The 15,738-nt window shown below is 55.2% G+C and carries 15 protein-coding genes; 7 read left to right on the forward strand and 8 right to left on the reverse strand.

Annotated elements, in window-relative coordinates; genetic code table 11:
- Nucleotides 1-10 precede the first annotated feature (10 nt).
- Genes ACTF5M_RS07290 through ACTF5M_RS07305 form a run of 4 tightly spaced genes read left to right on the forward strand, consistent with a single transcriptional unit; the run spans nucleotide 11 to nucleotide 4,380 of the window.
- Entirely contained in the window at nucleotides 11-958 is a 948-nt protein-coding gene (locus ACTF5M_RS07290; RefSeq protein WP_438960374.1) for an ABC transporter permease, read from the forward strand.
- On the forward strand, nucleotides 955-1,767 hold the full coding sequence (locus tag ACTF5M_RS07295; protein ID WP_438960375.1) for an ABC transporter permease: 813 nt from the start codon (nucleotides 955-957) through the stop codon (nucleotides 1,765-1,767). The genes ACTF5M_RS07290 and ACTF5M_RS07295 overlap by 4 nt, the downstream gene beginning before the upstream one ends.
- Nucleotides 1,764-3,383 carry an ABC transporter ATP-binding protein gene (locus ACTF5M_RS07300; protein WP_438960376.1) on the forward strand — a complete coding sequence of 540 codons (1,620 nt, stop codon included), beginning with the start codon at nucleotides 1,764-1,766 and terminating at the stop codon, nucleotides 3,381-3,383. The genes ACTF5M_RS07295 and ACTF5M_RS07300 overlap by 4 nt, the downstream gene beginning before the upstream one ends.
- Nucleotides 3,364-4,380 (forward strand): P1 family peptidase, encoded by a 1,017-nt coding sequence (locus ACTF5M_RS07305; RefSeq protein ID WP_438960377.1) that lies wholly within the window; start codon nucleotides 3,364-3,366, stop codon nucleotides 4,378-4,380. Before ACTF5M_RS07300 ends, ACTF5M_RS07305 begins: the two co-directional genes overlap by 20 nt.
- Here the strand turns inward: ACTF5M_RS07305 and lepA are convergent.
- Nucleotides 4,377-6,176: a translation elongation factor 4 gene (gene lepA / locus ACTF5M_RS07310; protein ID WP_438960378.1), complete on the reverse strand. Its 1,800-nt coding sequence runs from the start codon at nucleotides 6,174-6,176 to the stop codon at nucleotides 4,377-4,379. The genes ACTF5M_RS07305 and lepA overlap by 4 nt on opposite strands.
- A 188-nt stretch (nucleotides 6,177-6,364) precedes the next feature.
- Here lepA and ACTF5M_RS07315 point away from each other — a divergent pair, with 188 nt between their 5' ends.
- Entirely contained in the window at nucleotides 6,365-6,676 is a 312-nt protein-coding gene (locus ACTF5M_RS07315) for a hypothetical protein (protein ID WP_438960379.1), read from the forward strand.
- An 82-nt stretch (nucleotides 6,677-6,758) separates the two neighbouring features.
- Here ACTF5M_RS07315 and ACTF5M_RS07320 read toward each other — a convergent pair whose 3' ends face one another.
- From ACTF5M_RS07320 to meaB, 4 genes are all read right to left on the reverse strand, one after another.
- Complete coding sequence (locus ACTF5M_RS07320; protein ID WP_438960380.1) at nucleotides 6,759-7,232, reverse strand: copper chaperone PCu(A)C; 474 nt, start codon at nucleotides 7,230-7,232, stop codon at nucleotides 6,759-6,761.
- Between the two features lie 37 nt (nucleotides 7,233-7,269).
- A complete protein-coding gene (locus ACTF5M_RS07325) occupies nucleotides 7,270-7,608 on the reverse strand; it encodes a hypothetical protein (RefSeq protein WP_438960381.1) in 339 nt (112 codons plus the stop codon).
- A gap of 159 nt (nucleotides 7,609-7,767) precedes the next feature.
- Nucleotides 7,768-8,055: a 50S ribosomal protein L28 gene (gene rpmB / locus ACTF5M_RS07330; RefSeq protein ID WP_048599477.1), complete on the reverse strand. Its 288-nt coding sequence runs from the start codon at nucleotides 8,053-8,055 to the stop codon at nucleotides 7,768-7,770.
- A 149-nt stretch (nucleotides 8,056-8,204) separates the two neighbouring features.
- Entirely contained in the window at nucleotides 8,205-9,173 is a 969-nt protein-coding gene (gene meaB, locus ACTF5M_RS07335; protein WP_438960382.1) for a methylmalonyl Co-A mutase-associated GTPase MeaB, read from the reverse strand.
- 108 nt (nucleotides 9,174-9,281) lie between these two features.
- On the opposite strand from meaB, the gene hrpB reads away from it, so the two are divergent.
- Nucleotides 9,282-11,723, forward strand: coding sequence for an ATP-dependent helicase HrpB (gene hrpB, locus ACTF5M_RS07340; RefSeq protein WP_438960383.1), 2,442 nt, complete (start codon nucleotides 9,282-9,284; stop codon nucleotides 11,721-11,723).
- 10 nt (nucleotides 11,724-11,733) lie between these two features.
- Here hrpB and argF read toward each other — a convergent pair whose 3' ends face one another.
- Together argF and ACTF5M_RS07350 are read right to left on the reverse strand one after the other, a co-directional pair.
- Entirely contained in the window at nucleotides 11,734-12,660 is a 927-nt protein-coding gene (gene argF / locus ACTF5M_RS07345; protein WP_438960384.1) for an ornithine carbamoyltransferase, read from the reverse strand.
- A gap of 73 nt (nucleotides 12,661-12,733) precedes the next feature.
- The gene (locus ACTF5M_RS07350; RefSeq protein ID WP_438960385.1) at nucleotides 12,734-13,903 is read right to left on the reverse strand and encodes an aspartate aminotransferase family protein; all 1,170 of its coding nucleotides are present in this window, start codon (nucleotides 13,901-13,903) and stop codon (nucleotides 12,734-12,736) included.
- Between the two features lie 418 nt (nucleotides 13,904-14,321).
- On the opposite strand from ACTF5M_RS07350, the gene ACTF5M_RS07355 reads away from it, so the two are divergent.
- On the forward strand, nucleotides 14,322-15,251 hold the full coding sequence (locus ACTF5M_RS07355) for a DMT family transporter (protein WP_438960386.1): 930 nt from the start codon (nucleotides 14,322-14,324) through the stop codon (nucleotides 15,249-15,251).
- Here ACTF5M_RS07355 and ACTF5M_RS07360 read toward each other — a convergent pair.
- The coding region (locus tag ACTF5M_RS07360) for an ABC transporter permease (protein ID WP_438960387.1) at nucleotides 15,241-15,738 on the reverse strand (498 nt) is incomplete at its 5' end. The two genes, ACTF5M_RS07355 and ACTF5M_RS07360, sit on opposite strands and share 11 nt — an antisense overlap.

Genomic DNA, 15,738 nt, shown 5'->3' on the forward strand with positions numbered 1-15,738 from the left:
CGCCTACACCATGCTTCGCTATGCCCTCTCCCGTTGTGCCTCTCTCGTGATCAGCTTGATCGTGGCCAGCATGGTTATCTTTCTGACCATCGAGATCGTGCCCGGCGACCCTGCTGCATTCATGCTGGGCCTCAACGCACAACCCGAGGCTGTGGAGGCACTGCGCACCGAGTTGGGGCTAAACGCATCTGCCCCAGAACGCTATTTAACGTGGGTCAGCGGGATGTTGCAGGGTGACTTTGGCACCTCATACACCTACCGCGCACCCGTATCTGATTTGATCGCGGATCGCATTTGGGTGTCGCTGCCACTCGCTGTTTACGCGCTGGTTCTGTCGACACTCATCGCATTTCCCGCAGGCATCTTTGCAGCCTCACGCCGCGGCGGTGCAGGCGACACGGCAATCATGGGTGCAACACAACTTGGCGTCGCCATTCCCAATTTCTGGTTTGCGATGATCCTCGTCTTGATCTTTGCAATCAATTTGCGGTGGTTTTCCGCAGGCGGTTTTGTGGGGTGGGACAAGGGGTTTTGGCTTGGACTGAAGTCCTTAACCTTGCCAGCAATCGCACTGGCCCTACCCCAAGCAGCGATCCTTGCGCGCGTGATGCGCTCGTCATTACTCGATATGTTAGGCGAAGATTTCATTCGGACGGCCCGCGCCAAGGGCCTTAGCAAACGCCAAGCACTGTGGCGCCACGCAGTTCGCAACGCCTTAATTCCTGTGCTGACGATCTTGGGGCTTCAGTTTTCCTTCTTGTTGGCAGGTGGCATCGTGATCGAACAAGTGTTCTTCTTGCCTGGCTTGGGCCGGCTGATTTTCCAAGCCATATCTGCGCGGGATTTGATCGTGGTGGAAGGCGTTGTGATGCTGCTGGTGTTTTCGGTTATCATCGTAAATTTCTTAGTGGATTTGACCTATGCCGCCGTTGATCCGCGCCTAAGGCAGCGATCATGAAGGGGCTAATCATTGGCGTCGTTCTCAGCGGTATTTTTGTGGTTGCGGCAGCACTGTCGTTCCTGTGGACACCCTACGATATTCTGGCCCTCGATGTGGGCAACAAACTCAAAACCCCAAACGCGGCAAACTGGCTCGGCACGGATCACTTCGGGCGTGACATCCTATCGATGATCATGATGGGCGCGCGAACATCCATCGCTGTGGCGCTTGTGGCAGTGGGAATCGGCATGGTTTTAGGCATCCCCCTCGGATTGTGGGCCGCCGCGCGGCGTGGTCATTTCATCGATGAGTTTATGATGCGCGGAAACGACCTAATTTTCGCGTTTCCATCCCTTGTCATCGCCATTTTGATTACGGCGGTGTTTGGCGCATCAGCGGTCAACGCAATCATCGCCATCGGTATTTTCAACATACCTGTTTTTGCCCGCCTCACCCGCGGTGGCGCGCTTAGCCTGTGGGAGCGTGACTTCATTCTGACGGCCCGCATCAGTGGTAAATCCGCCGCGCATATCTCGGTTGAGCATATTCTGCCCAACTTGGCGAACTTGCTGATCGTACAAGGCACCATTCAATTCAGCCTCGGAATTCTTGCTGAAGCAGCCCTGTCCTATATCGGTCTGGGCGCACAGCCGCCCACCGCCTCTTGGGGTCGAATGTTAGCTGATGCGCAAACTCTCGTCAGCATCGCACCACACACCGCACTGATCCCTGGCGGGGCAATTGTGCTGACTGTCTTGGGGCTAAACCTGATGGGGGACGGCCTGCGCGACCTGCTCGATCCACGTATTCGGGTCGCGCGGTCATGAGCCTGCTTGCAATTGAGAGCCTAAACCTATCGATCAACGGTACCCCGATCTTGGACAACGTCGCCTTAGACATTGAGGCCGGTGAAATTCTTGCCCTTACCGGTGAAAGTGGTTCTGGCAAGTCCCTTACAAGCCTCGCCATCATGGGACTGTTGCCTCAGGGCGCTTACACAACTGGTCAGATTAAGTTTGGGGACCGTGACCTTTTACAGACGTCTGAGACTGAACTTTGCACCCTACGTGGCAACGAGATTGGCATGGTTTTTCAAGAACCGATGACGGCCCTTAATCCGGTTCAAACCATCGGTGCACAAGTCAGCGAAACCATCCGTATTCACGAAAAAACCACACGCCACGAAGCTTACCGACGCGCCGCGCAAACCCTTGAACGCGTCGGCATGCCTAATGACCAATTTCCGCTGACACGCTACCCGCATGAGCTATCCGGCGGGCAGCGCCAGCGTGTTGTCATCGCTATGGCCATCGCCCTGCGGCCCAAACTGCTGATCGCGGACGAGCCTACCACCGCGCTTGATGTAACCACTCAGGCGACTATTCTAGATCTGCTCAAAGGCTTAGTGGATGAGTTTGGCATGGGGCTGATGATGATCACCCATGATCTGGCCTTGGTCTCGAACATGGCTGACCAGATCGTTGTCATGCAAGACGGGCGGGTTGTTGAGGCGGGTGAAACGCAACGCATTTTCCAACTTATGCAGCACCCCTACACCAAAGCACTTTTTGCAGCTTCTACCCACCAGGTTAACCTGCCTGCTTTGCAGAAAACACAACCGCTTTTGTCCGTCGAAGGCGTTGTTCGCGACTATCCTACCGCCCGCACAGGACTGTTCGGAAAGCGCGGCAAGCACCGCGCTGTAAGCGATGTAAGTTTTCAATTGAACCGCGGCGAAAGAGTTGGGTTGGTTGGCGAAAGCGGGTGCGGCAAGTCCACCCTGACCCGCGCCATATTGGGCTTGGAGGATGTGCAGTCAGGACGGATCACCCTGGACGGAGAACCTGTTTTTGCGGGCAAGTCTCCGAACCATAAGGTCCGGCAGAAAATGCAGGTGGTCTTTCAAGACCCCTACGGCAGCTTTAATCCGCGCCACAAAGTGGAGCGCTTGATCACCGAGCCGTTTCACCTGCTGGATCACCCTCCGACCGGACAAGCCCGCAAGACGGCAGTTACCAAAGCCCTCGTCGATGTGGATCTGGTCCCCGACGATGCGCAGAAATACATCCACGAATTTTCAGGCGGGCAACGACAGCGTTTGGCCATCGCACGTGCGCTAATTATTGAGCCGGAATTGATTATTTTCGATGAGGCCGTCTCGGCGCTGGATGTGTCCGTCCGCGCGCAGGTGCTCGATCTATTGGCCAATCTATGCCGCACGCGCGATTTGGCCTATCTTTTCATCAGCCACGGTCTATCGGTTGTTCGGACAATTACGGACCGTGTGATGGTGATGAAAGACGGCAAAATTGTAGAGCAAGGCATGACAGAAGACGTCTATACGTCCCCCAAACACCCCTATACCCGCGCGCTACTTGCCGCCGCGCCCACCCTTCCGTCCCGCACATCAAATGAGGCGAAACATGCAGACCGGTCCCCTTAACCTGATCACCGATGTGGCTGGCCTAAAGGTCGGCAACGCGCAAGATGATATTCTTAAATCAGGAAGCACAGTTCTTTACGCGGATGCACCATTCACCGCATCTGTGCATGTGATGGGCGGTGCACCTGGTACGCGTGAAACGGACCTTCTTGCACCTGACAAAACTGTGGCTGCGGTCGATGCGCTGGTTTTGTCTGGCGGGTCCGCTTTTGGTTTGGATGCGTGTTCGGGAGCGATGGACGCACTCTATGCGGACGGTCGCGGATACGCAGTCGGGGACGCGCGCGTCCCTCTCGTGCCGGGGGCGATCCTGTTTGATTTACTCAACGGCGGTGACAAAAACTGGGCTGACAACCCCTACCGATCATTGGGCAAAGAAGCCTATGCAAATGCATCAACTTCCTTCGCATTAGGCAGCGTTGGTGCCGGCACGGGCGCCCTGACGGGACGCGAAAAAGGCGGGCTTGGCTCAGCCAGTATGATGATCGAAGGGGCAAGTGGGCCCTTCACCGTTGGCGCGTTGGTCGCAGCAAATCCCGTTGGCTCCGTTACCATCCCAGAAGGACCACATTTCTGGGCCGCACTATTCGAGATCGACAGCGAGTTTGGCGGCTTGGGCATGGGACCCGATACGCAAGGCCACGGGCTTTTCCAAAGTCACAAGCTCAGCCCACCCGACGCGCGCGCCAACACAACGATCGCCATCGTTGCGACGGATGCACCACTAAGCAAAGCACAATGTCACCGCATGGCTGTCGCGGCCCATGATGGGATCGCGCGCGCGATTGTGCCCTCGCATAGCCCGTTTGATGGGGACTTGGTGTTTGGTGTCTCAACCGGACACGAAAAAAGCGCCAGTCTTGATGGCATGGCGCTTTTTGAAATCGGGCAAGCCGCGGCGCTGTGTTTAAGCCGCGCAATTGCCAGAGCCGTTTATGAGGCAAAGCCTGCAGCGGGCGACGTGCTACCCGCATGGCAAAACCGCACCAGCGTCTAGTTGTCCATTTTGAGAGCGGAAATAAACGCCTCTTGCGGGATGTCGACTTTGCCGAACTGACGCATCTTTTTCTTACCCGCTTTCTGCTTTTCAAGCAGCTTTTTCTTACGCGTTGCGTCACCACCATAACATTTGGCAGTCACGTCTTTGCGCATCGCAGACAGGGTTTCGCGCGCAATCACACGGCCACCAATCGCTGCTTGGATCGGGATTTTAAACATATGGCGCGGGATCAGATCCTTGAGCTTTTCGCACATGGCGCGCCCACGCTGTTCTGCGCGGTCCGTGTGCACCATGGTTGAAAGCGCATCTACAGGTTCGTCGTTTACCAGCACCGACATTTTCACCAAACGGTCCGTTTGGTACCCGATCATCTGATAATCGAACGAGGCATAGCCTTTGGTCACTGACTTAAGGCGATCGTAGAAATCAAACACCACTTCGTTAAGAGGTAAGTCGTACACCACCATCGCGCGCGAGCCCGCATAGGTCAGGTCTTGCTGAACACCGCGGCGATCTTGGCACAGCTTCAGCACATCGCCCAGATACTCGTCCGGCACCAAAATGGTCGCCTTGATACGCGGCTCTTCGATGTGATCGATTGTGGCAGGATCGGGCATGTCAGCGGGGTTATGCAGTTCAATCATTGAGCCATCACGCCCGTACACATGATAAATAACCGACGGTGCGGTGGTGATCAGCTCAATGTCATATTCGCGCTCAATGCGGTCGCGGATAACCTCAAGGTGCAGCAGGCCAAGGAACCCACAGCGGAAACCAAAGCCCAACGCGGCAGATGTTTCCATCTCAAACGAGAAAGAGGCATCGTTCAGCGCAAGCTTTTCAATCGCATCGCGCAGGTCTTCAAATTCCGCGTTATCAACCGGGAACAGCCCACAGAAAACCACAGGCTGTGCAGGTTTAAAGCCTGGCAACGCCTCAACTTCTTTCTTGTCATGGGTGATGGTATCACCCACGCGCGTGTCGCGGACTTGCTTGATTGAGGCTGTCAAAAAGCCAATCTCGCCCGGACCGAGGCTGTCAAAGGGCTCCATTTCAGGGCGGAAAACGCCAACACGGTCGACGTGGTGGGTGGTGCCGTTTGAGAGGAACTTAATACGGTCGCCTTTTTTCAGGCGGCCATCGATGACGCGAACCAACACGATCACGCCCAGATATGCATCATACCACGAATCCACCAGCATCGCCTTCAGTGTGCCATCAGGATTACCCTTCGGAGACGGCAGGCGGGTCACAATGGCCTCAAGCGTCTCACGGATGCCCTGTCCGGTCTTGGCGGACACAGCGATGGCGCCAGAGGCATCAATGCCAATCACGTCTTCAATTTGTTCTGCAACGCGGTCCAGATCAGACGCAGGCAGATCAATCTTGTTCAACACAGGCACCAACTCGTGGTCCGCATCAATCGCGTGATACACGTTGGCCAAGGTTTGCGCTTCCACGCCTTGGGTGCTGTCCACAACAAGAAGCGAGCCTTCAACGGCGCGCATGGAACGGGAAACCTCATAGGCGAAATCAACGTGACCGGGAGTGTCGATTAGGTTGAGCACGTAACTTTCACCATCGTTGGCTTTGTACTCAATCCGCACTGTGTTGGCCTTGATCGTGATGCCGCGCTCGCGCTCAATATCCATTGAGTCGAGTAGCTGCGCTTTCATATCGCGATCTTGTACCGTGCCCGTCTCTTGGATCAAACGGTCGGCCAAAGTTGATTTACCGTGGTCGATGTGGGCCACGATCGAGAAGTTGCGGATGTGTGACAAATCTGTGTTCATGGCAAAAGGATATGTGCCGGAATGCCATGTGGGTCAATGGCAATTGATGTGCCTTGACCACGTGCCGCAGGGGGCGGTGCAATCGTGATTTGAAAATTAGTGCAAAACGTGGCACTTGAACGTTACAAATTAACCTGGCGGGCGGATAGTGAAACATCACGGCGCTCGGTTTGGATCGAGGCAGACAGATGAAACACCAATTGCTGATCAGCGCTCTGACGGCGACGTTGCCTGTTAGTATGGCCGCACCGGTTATAGCAAAACCCATCCAGAGCGCATGTCTTCAATCAGCCCGTGAGGCTGTGTCCTATCAACTGTGTGGCTGCATCCAAAGTGCGGCTGACATCACGCTGACACGGCGCGACCAACGGCAGGCGGCCAAGTTCTTTGATGACCCGCAACGCGCCCAAGACGTACGCCAATCGGACCGCGGCATACACGAAAGCTTTTGGCAAAAATACAAGCGCTTTGGCGAAACGGCTGAGGCGTACTGCTCATAAAGCACTTCTCTGATATAATGACAAAAGGCGGACCGCATAGGCCCGCCTTTTTCATTTGGTCAGTAATTGTACAGCGATGAGCTTAATGGTTATGACCCGAATGACCCGCACCATGGGCATCTGGATCCGGTTTACGGTTCAGATCTACCGGAACTTCGATTGTCACATCACCAGTATTTTCGAACGATAGCGTGACCTCAACCAAGTCCCCGTCGTTCAGCGAGCGGTTCAGCCCCATGAACATCACGTGCATTCCGCCGCGTTTTAGCAAGACCGTTTCATCCGCTTCAAACGGGATGCCGTCTTCCAATTCGGTCATGCGCATCACCCCATCTTTTTCGATGTGAGTGTGCAACTCCACGCGGGCTGCCACGTCGCTGCTGGCTGCTACCAACCGGTCCGCTGTTTCGCTGTGGTTCGTGATTTCCATGAACGCAGCGCCCGCCTTGGCATTTGGTGAAGCCGCCAGAGCGTAGGCATCCTCAATCATCATATGCGCGTACGAGGCGGTCGTCATCACAGACAGCAGAGCTGTGGTCAAAAGTGTCTTTTTCATTTCAGTCGTCCTTATAGATGTAAATTTGCTAGAAAATTCACACCGCAAAAGGCGGACCACGGGTTCTGTTCCGTTTAGGGGCCGCTTTTGACACCGATGGTGGCCGCACGGAGAGTACTTTGACGTGCCAAACTTCAGCGTCAAAACCCACCTCCGGCGCATCCGGTATGCTAGCCGCACTTAGCTGGACGCAATCAGGACATACTTCGCGAACGCTTACTTCATTACCGTGCACATCCACATTTGCAACGCGCAGTGTCTGACCCGAGCAAATGACGAATTGATCCGCGACAATCATCCGACCATGGGCAAACGCGCTACCTTGGGCAGTGACCAGCAGCAGCAGGCTCAACAAAAGGGCGGAAATATGTTTCATGCGGTGGTGAATAGCAATGTTGGACAGCCCTCAAAAGGGGCAAAAGCGCGCATCGCGAGCAGTGGCACTACAATCGAGATCGTGCATGTTCGAGTAATGGCTCAAGGAAAAGCCCCTCATGGAACCCATGCGAGGCTAAATTCGTCAAAATCAAAAAGCTTAGGCTGCTGCTGTGGCTTTCATGATTTCTTTTTTGAGCTTCAACGCGCTTGCAGAAAGCTCAGCATCTTTTGCTTTTGCCATGAACGCATCCAGACCACCGCGGTGATCAACAGTGCGCAGGGCAGCGGCGCTGACCCGGAATTTAAAGTCGCGACCAAGTGTTTCAGAACGCAGTGTCACGTCTTGAAGGTTTGGCAGGAACCGACGGCGCGTACGGTTTTTGGCGTGGCTGACGTTGTTGCCAGTCATCGGGCCTTTAGCTGTGAATTCGCAAACGCGAGACATGGGATATCCCCTTCTTAAACGGATAAGACCCGCGCGTGGCAGCGGGCCATCAAATTCGATTGGCTTGCAATAAAAGCCTGCGACCCAAGCGTCAAGACTTGAATCCACCCTTCACCCCGAATGTGGTGGCTTATTTCACCCAAGCTACGCTAGGTTTTGCGAAAGCTGGCCAGAATCTGTGCAGCGGCCCGCACCGGTGTGCTGGTTCCTTGGTGAATCGCTTCACGCGCCTCTTCAACAATTTGGGCAGATTTCGGGTCAGAGTGTAAAAGTTCAAGCAGGCCAAAATGCAGTTCTTGGTCGAACCACCGCTGATCTTGGTCCTGACGCCGCGTTTGCCAAAATCCCGACTGCTGTCTGAAATCACGCAGGGCTTTGATATCGGCCCAGACCTCATCCAATCCATGGGCAGTTAGTGCTGAAACCATTGAAGCTTTGGGAAATCCAACCGGGTCGCCACTTCGCTTGCGCAACAGCCGAAGCGCGCCGGCATAATCTGCGCACGTGCGCTTTGCTGCCGCCTTCAAATCACCGTCGGCTTTATTCACAATCACCAGATCAGCAATTTCCATGATGCCGCGCTTTACGCCCTGCAATTCATCGCCCCCCGCAGGTGCCATCAAAAGCGCAAAAACATCCGAGATATCCGCGACCATCGTCTCGGATTGCCCGACGCCCACTGTCTCGATCAACACCACATCAAAGCCCGCAGCCTCGCATAATCGCACAACCTCGCGAGTGCGCCGCGCAACACCACCCAGTTGGGTTTGGCTCGGCGAAGGGCGGATAAAGGCGTTCGGATCGCGGGACAATTGTTCCATGCGGGTCTTGTCGCCAAGGATCGAACCGCCTGAACGCGCCGAACTGGGATCCACCGCAAGCACCGCCACACGCAAACCCTGCGCTGTTAAATGCAAGCCAAAGCTTTCGATGAAGGTCGACTTGCCGACACCAGGCGTGCCAGACAAACCAATGCGCAGCGCTTGGCGGTCATGCGGCAGCTGCGCCATCAACTCCGAAGCCGCATCGCGGTCCTGCGCCCGTGTGCTTTCAACCAGCGTAATCGCCCGCGCCAACGCGCGCCGATTGCCTTTGGGAAGTTCAGCTATCAAATCCATACGCCGTTCATGGCCCGACGCGCCGCCTATGTCTAGCACCTGCCAACACGGCGGCCCACGCGAGTTTGAGGTTGTGGCCACACCGCCCTGCCCCGTAAACCAGTCTACATGAGATTACCCATCGAAGACGTCATCAGCGATGTGATCGCCGCCATCGCACAGCATGGCCAGCTTGTTTTGCAGGCGCCCCCCGGAGCGGGTAAGACCACGCGGGTTCCATTGGCCCTGTTGCAAGGCGGTGCGTTTGAGGGAAAGCTCATCATGCTTGAACCCCGCCGCCTTGCCGCCCGCGCCGCGGCAGAGCGTATGGCAGACACCCTTGGCGCACCTGTGGGCGAGCAGGTCGGCTACAGGATGCGCGGCGAGGCGAAAGCAGGCCCGAACACCCGTATCGAAGTGGTGACAGAGGGCATTCTAACCCGGATGATCCAAACGGACCCCGGCCTTGAGGGCGTTGGCGCGCTGATCTTCGATGAATTCCACGAGCGGTCTCTCAACGCGGACCTTGGCTTGGCCCTTGCGCACGAAAGCCGCACTGCACTACGGCCAGACCTGAAACTGGTCGTAATGTCTGCCACACTTGATGCGGAGCCCGTTGCAAAAATGCTGGACGCACCAATCGTCACCTCGCAAGGGCGCGCTTTTGACGTGGAAGATCGTTGGCTTGATACCCCCCTAAAGAAAGACAGAAAGCTTGAACTGGCTTGTGCTGATCTAATCGTGCAGGCGGTGACCGAGCAACCTGATGGCGGTGTGCTGGTGTTTTTGCCCGGTCAGGGAGAGATCACGCGCGTCGCCCGCGCCCTTGAAGGCCGGTTGGGCAAAAGCTGTGCGGTGCACAAACTTTACGGGGCAATGGATTTCAAAGCGCAGCGCGCCGCAATCATGCCCGCCGAAACAGGGCGCAAGATTGTGCTGGCAACTTCCATTGCAGAAACGTCGCTGACCATCGAAGATGTGCGCACGGTTGTTGATGCAGGCCGCTCAAGGCGCGCGCGTTTTGATCCCGCGTCTGGCATGTCGCGATTGGTGACCGAGCGCGTGACCCGGGCCGAAGCCACCCAACGAGCCGGCCGTGCGGGACGCGTCGCCAAAGGGGTGGCCTACAAACTTTGGACCAAAGGGGAGCACGGCGCGCTTGCTGCGTTTCCGCCCGCTGAAATTGAAGCCACCGATCTTGCTGGCCTTGCTCTTGAGTTGGCCGCGTGGGGGTCATCTCCAGAAGATATGGCTTTTCTCACGTCGCCCCCTCAGGGTGCACTTGCCGAAGCACAGGCTCTTTTGACATCGCTTGGCGCCCTGAAAAACGAACGGATCACGGATCATGGCCGCGCGCTCTTGCGTTTACCGGTGCACCCACGGCTGGCTCACATGGTGGCGCGCGCAGGCAAAGGTGCAGCCCCTATTGCTGCACTGCTGTCGGGGCGCGATATATTGATGAACGGCTTTAATGGTGCGGGTGCTGACCTTACCATACGCATTCGCGCATTGAGCGGCCCGAAAAGATCAGACGCCCGCGCTGTCAACCAAAGCGCGCTGGCCACGGCACGGCTTGAGGCCAAACGCCTTGCACGGCTTGCGGGTCCGGACCAAGGGCTGTCAGCGGCGCAAATGGCCGCACTCGCCTATCCAGACCGCATCGGCCTGCGGCGCGCGGGACAAGCCCACAGGTTTGTTTTGTCTGGTGGCAAGGGCGCTGTTGTTTCTGACAGTGATCCCATCGGTACACAGCGGCTGATCGTGGTGACGGATACCGATGGTAATCCGCGTGATGCAAAGACCCGCCAAGCCATTGCGATCAGTGAAAGCGAACTGCGCGCAATCATGCCCGAGCAATTTGTGTGGCATACTGTGTGTGAGTGGTCCCGCAGAAAAAGCCGCGTGATGGCGCGCGAGCAGCTGAGACTTGGGGCCTGTATCCTTGAGGATCGCGCTTGGAAAAACGCGGATGTGGCACAGATGAACCGCGCGATGTGCGACGGCATTCGAATGATCGGTCTGAACCTGCCCGCAGCTGCGAAGCGGTTTCAAGCCCGCGTGATTTTGGCATGCGAAAGCAACAAGAGCGCTTTTCCAGACCTGAGTGATAGCGCCTTGCTCAGCACCCTTGATGACTGGCTTGCGCCTTACCTTGGAAGCGTGCGCACAAGTTCGGATTGGAAGGCCTTTGACCCGCTTGAAGCGTTGCGGAATTGTTTGAATTGGGAGCAAACCCAAGCGCTTGACCAGCTGGTGCCATCGCATTTCACAACGCCACTTGGTGACCGACAGCCTATCGATTATTCGCAGGCTGATCCAGAAATTGAAGTCAGGCTACAAGAGCTGTTCGGTGTCACCAAACACCCAACTGTTGGCGGCAAGCCTTTAAAAGTGACTGTACTGTCACCTGCGCGAAAACCTTTGCAAACCACAATGGATATTCCGGGGTTTTGGGCCGGCTCTTACGCGGATGTCCGCAAAGACATGCGCGCAAGATATCCCAAACATCCATGGCCCGAAGACCCAACCCAAGCGGAGCCAACCCTGCGCGCAAAGCCTCGTAAACGGTAAGCGACGCCGCTTACCCTTGCATGCACCAGCGCATGACCGCTTTTTGCGCATGGAGCCGGTTTTCAGCCTCGTCAAAAATGACCGAGTTCTTTCCGTCCATCACCGAAGATGTCGCTTCTTCCTCGCGGTGGGCAGGCAAGCAGTGCATGAACAATGCATCGTCTTTGGCATGTGCCATCAACGCATCATTAACCTGATACCCGCGCAATTGATTGTGGCGGCGTTCTTTTGTGGTTTGGCTGTCGTGCATCGAAACCCATGTGTCTGCCACAACCAGATCGGCGCCTTGAACCGCCTCAATCGGGTCGCGGATAATCTCAACAGTGCTGCCCTTGGCGCGTGCGAGGTCAACAAACTCAGACTCAGGATCAAGCGGCTCGGGACCCGTAAAAGTAAGGTCAAATCCGAATTGCCCCGCCGCGTGCAAGAACGATGCGCAAACATTATTTCCGTCGCCGCACCAGACGACTTTCTTACCTTTGATGGAGCCGCGATGCTCTTCAAATGTTTGGATATCTGCCATGATCTGGCAGGGGTGTGTTCGGTTTGTCAGCCCATTTATCACGGGAACACTGGCGTGCTCGGCCAACTCCAAAAGGGTTGTTTCCTCAAACGTGCGGATCATAATCATATCAACGTAACGGGACAAAACACGCGCGGTATCCGCGATGCTTTCACCGTGACCAAGCTGCATATCCGTCCCTGACAGCACCATTGTTTGACCACCCATTTGGCGCACGCCTACGTCAAAGCTGACACGGGTCCGTGTTGATGGCTTTTCAAAAATCAACGCCACCATTCGATCCTTGAGGGGCAAATCCTGATCAGGTGCGGCTTGGGGCAGCCCAGCGCGCGCCGATTTCACCGATTTTGCGCTGTCAATCATCGCACGCAGATCTTCAGCGGATGTTTTGTGGATATCAAGAAAGTGGTTCATGGGTTTTCCCCTTGTAAGTGGCGAAGCGGGGGCGCTGCCCCCAGTCCACTGGGATATTTGAAAACAAAAGAAGTTAGGCCAACAAACTGGCCGCTGCGCGATCAAGGCGTTCGACGGCATCCTTAAGCTCTGTGTCATTTACGGTTAACGCCGGAAGAAGTCGCAATGTGTTGTCGCCTGCTGGCACCACCAAAAGCTCTTGGGCGTAGCTGGCGCTAAGCACATCACCAACAGGCAATCGACACTTAAGACCCGCCATAAGGCCTGCCCCGCGCGCTAGTTCAAAAACAGCGCTGTGTTTTGCCACAAGATCATCAAGCAAGGTTTTCAGAAGGGTACCTTTGCGCTCTACCTCATCAAGAAAATCGCTTTGCTCAATAATATCCATCACAGCATTGCCGACCGCACACCCTAGCGGGTTGCCACCGTACGTGCTGCCGTGGGTTCCCGCACTCATGCCGCTTGCTGCGTTTTCCGTCGCCAGTACACAGCCCAGCGGAAATCCGGAACCGATACCTTTTGCGACCATCATGATATCAGGTGAAATACCAGCCCATTCATGCGCAAAAAGCTTACCTGTACGACCGACACCGCATTGGACTTCATCCAAGATAAGCAAAGTACCAGTGGCATCGCACAGGTCGCGCAGACCCTTAAGACATTGTTCAGGAACAGGAATAATTCCGCCCTCACCCAAAACAGGCTCAATGATTACGGCACATGTCTTATCTGTGATCGCCTCGCGTAAGCCGTCGTGATCGCCGATGTCCAAATGGGTAAATCCAGGCAAAAGAGGGCCGAAGCCTTCGGTCATTTTCGCAGACCCCGCTGCCGCGATGCCAGCGCTTGAACGGCCATGGAACGAGCCGTTGAACGCAATGATTTCTGTCCGATCCTCACCGCGGGCGTGAAAATACTTACGAGCCATTTTGACAGCCAGCTCACAGCTTTCGGTACCTGAGTTCGTGAAAAAAACAGTGTCCGCGAATGTATGCGCAACAAGCTTATCAGCGAGGGTCTGCTGCCCTTCGATCTGATACAAGTTTGATGTGTGCCACAGGTTTTCAGCCTGATTACAAAGTGCTGAAACAACGGCTGGGTGGCCGTGTCCCAAAGACATCACCGCAATACCCGCCGCCATATCCAAAAAGCGTCGGCCGTCAGCTTCCACTAACCAAGAGCCTTCACCTTTGACAAACGTCAAAGGGGCACGATTATAGGTGGGAAGGATAGACGGGATCATAGCATAGTGTCCTTTTGAATTATGCGAGTGCCAAGGGATGGGCTAAGCCCGCGAACCTGTCAAGTTAGACATAATTAATGCAGGCCGCTCTGTGCTGACTTGAGTAAGACTTAGGCAAACGATTTCTTAATCAATGACATGTTATCGGAACGCATGACGTATTTCATCGCGACCTTTGTTGGAATTTGTTTCGCCTTGTGGGTGCGCCGCTGCAGCATGATGCGCGCGGCCCTGCATCAAAGCGCCCCTTATGATCCAGACCCACGTGAACTGCCCCGCTCCGCAGACCAGCCTGTATCCAACGTACGCGCGGAAAAAGGCACTGTGGATTTCTCTATTGCGACGCCCTGTGCAAACAATCCGAGACGGCCTAACAAAATTGTGGACAGGTCTGGCAAAAAGCGACAAGCCCCATGGCATGACATCAAACACATCCCCAAGCGCAAATCAGGTTATCCCTCCCCGCCTCCCTGAGGTGAATGGCTCAAACTTGTTGGCTGTTGTTTTGATGATAACGGCCACAATGTTTATAGCAGCAACTACCGTGCTGGCTAAAGCGCTTGGAGCAACTTCTCTTGGGACGCCGCTGCACCCGGTACAAATTACCCACGGTCGTTTTGTTTTTGCTTTCTTGGCACTTTGTACGACGTTGCCAGTGTTTTGGCGGCACTTGAACACAAAGCCAAGCATCGGACTTCACATTGGCCGCACAAGCCTTGGTGGCACTGGGGTGTGCCTGATGTTTGCTGCTGTCGCCTATATCCCACTCTCGGACGCGACAGCGATTAGCTTCCTCAATCCAGTATTTGGTATGGCTTTGGCTGCGTTATTGCTGGGTGAAAAAGTTGGGCCATGGCGTTGGAGTGCGGCAGCAATCGCCCTTACCGGCGCGTTCATCTTGTTGCGTCCGGGACCAGATAGTTTCCAGCCAGCTGCACTTTTGGCGCTTGGGGCCGCGTTTTTTCTGGGTGTTGAATTGATTTTCATTAAACGGTTGTCGGGACGCGAGCCGATGTTTCAAATTCTACTGACCAATAATTTTATCGGGTGCATCGTAGCATCAGTTGCAGTCATCGCGTTTTGGCAGCCTCCAACAGTCCAGCAATTGATTGCACTTGCAGCCCTTGGCGCACTTATGGCCTGCGCCCAGACATGTTTTGTGAACGCAATGAAGCGCGCCGAGGCCAGCTTTATTGTTGTCTTCAGCTACAGCACACTGGTTTTTGCGACCATTTACGATTTAGTGATTTTCGACGTCATGCCGGACGCAATCTCTATCCTTGGGGCCATCACTATTCTTACTGGCGCACTTCTTTTAGCATGGCGCGAGGGGCGTGCTAAGCTTTGATCCGATAGCCTGTACGAAACCACCACCAACAGACACCTAAAATAAGGGCAGTCGTTGCCAAACACACGCCCAGACCAAGCCAAGGTGAGCTATCAGAAATACCCAACACACCGTATCGGACACCATCGATCAAGTAGAAGAATGGGTTTGCGTGGCTCACCACATACATCACACGCGGCAGCTCACTAACCGGGTAAAATGTACCTGAAAGAAACGCCAACGGCGTCACAATGAAATTAGTGATTGCTGCCATTTGATCAAATTTGTTGGCGAAGGTACCGGCGATAATGCCAAGACCGCCCATCAAAGCACCGCCCAGCACAACGAACATCAAAGCCCAAAGCGGATGCGCAGGCCAAACACCAAAATACCCAAGACCTACAATGGCAATGCAAACCGCTACGATCAGCCCGCGCACGATCGCACCAGCCACATACCCCAACACCATCTCTGCCGCAGACAGTGGTGGCATCAGTGTATCAACAAT

The organism is Nereida sp. (assembly GCF_965655635.1).
Taxonomy (GTDB): domain Bacteria; phylum Pseudomonadota; class Alphaproteobacteria; order Rhodobacterales; family Rhodobacteraceae; genus Nereida.

What these genes read in the sequence shown, in the direction of transcription:
- ACTF5M_RS07290 (WP_438960374.1), top strand. Translation starts at nt 11, where the DNA reads ATGCTTCGCTATGCCCTCTCCCGTTGTGCCTCTCTCGTGATCAGCTTG.
- ACTF5M_RS07295 (WP_438960375.1), top strand. Translation starts at nt 955, where the DNA reads ATGAAGGGGCTAATCATTGGCGTCGTTCTCAGCGGTATTTTTGTGGTT.
- ACTF5M_RS07300 (WP_438960376.1), top strand. Translation starts at nt 1,764, where the DNA reads ATGAGCCTGCTTGCAATTGAGAGCCTAAACCTATCGATCAACGGTACC.
- ACTF5M_RS07305 (WP_438960377.1), top strand. Translation starts at nt 3,364, where the DNA reads ATGCAGACCGGTCCCCTTAACCTGATCACCGATGTGGCTGGCCTAAAG.
- lepA (WP_438960378.1), bottom strand. Translation starts at nt 6,176, where the DNA reads ATGAACACAGATTTGTCACACATCCGCAACTTCTCGATCGTGGCCCAC.
- ACTF5M_RS07315 (WP_438960379.1), top strand. Translation starts at nt 6,365, where the DNA reads ATGAAACACCAATTGCTGATCAGCGCTCTGACGGCGACGTTGCCTGTT.
- ACTF5M_RS07320 (WP_438960380.1), bottom strand. Translation starts at nt 7,232, where the DNA reads ATGAAAAAGACACTTTTGACCACAGCTCTGCTGTCTGTGATGACGACC.
- ACTF5M_RS07325 (WP_438960381.1), bottom strand. Translation starts at nt 7,608, where the DNA reads ATGAAACATATTTCCGCCCTTTTGTTGAGCCTGCTGCTGCTGGTCACT.
- rpmB (WP_048599477.1), bottom strand. Translation starts at nt 8,055, where the DNA reads ATGTCTCGCGTTTGCGAATTCACAGCTAAAGGCCCGATGACTGGCAAC.
- meaB (WP_438960382.1), bottom strand. Translation starts at nt 9,173, where the DNA reads ATGGATTTGATAGCTGAACTTCCCAAAGGCAATCGGCGCGCGTTGGCG.
- hrpB (WP_438960383.1), top strand. Translation starts at nt 9,282, where the DNA reads ATGAGATTACCCATCGAAGACGTCATCAGCGATGTGATCGCCGCCATC.
- argF (WP_438960384.1), bottom strand. Translation starts at nt 12,660, where the DNA reads ATGAACCACTTTCTTGATATCCACAAAACATCCGCTGAAGATCTGCGT.
- ACTF5M_RS07350 (WP_438960385.1), bottom strand. Translation starts at nt 13,903, where the DNA reads ATGATCCCGTCTATCCTTCCCACCTATAATCGTGCCCCTTTGACGTTT.
- ACTF5M_RS07355 (WP_438960386.1), top strand. Translation starts at nt 14,322, where the DNA reads ATGACATCAAACACATCCCCAAGCGCAAATCAGGTTATCCCTCCCCGC.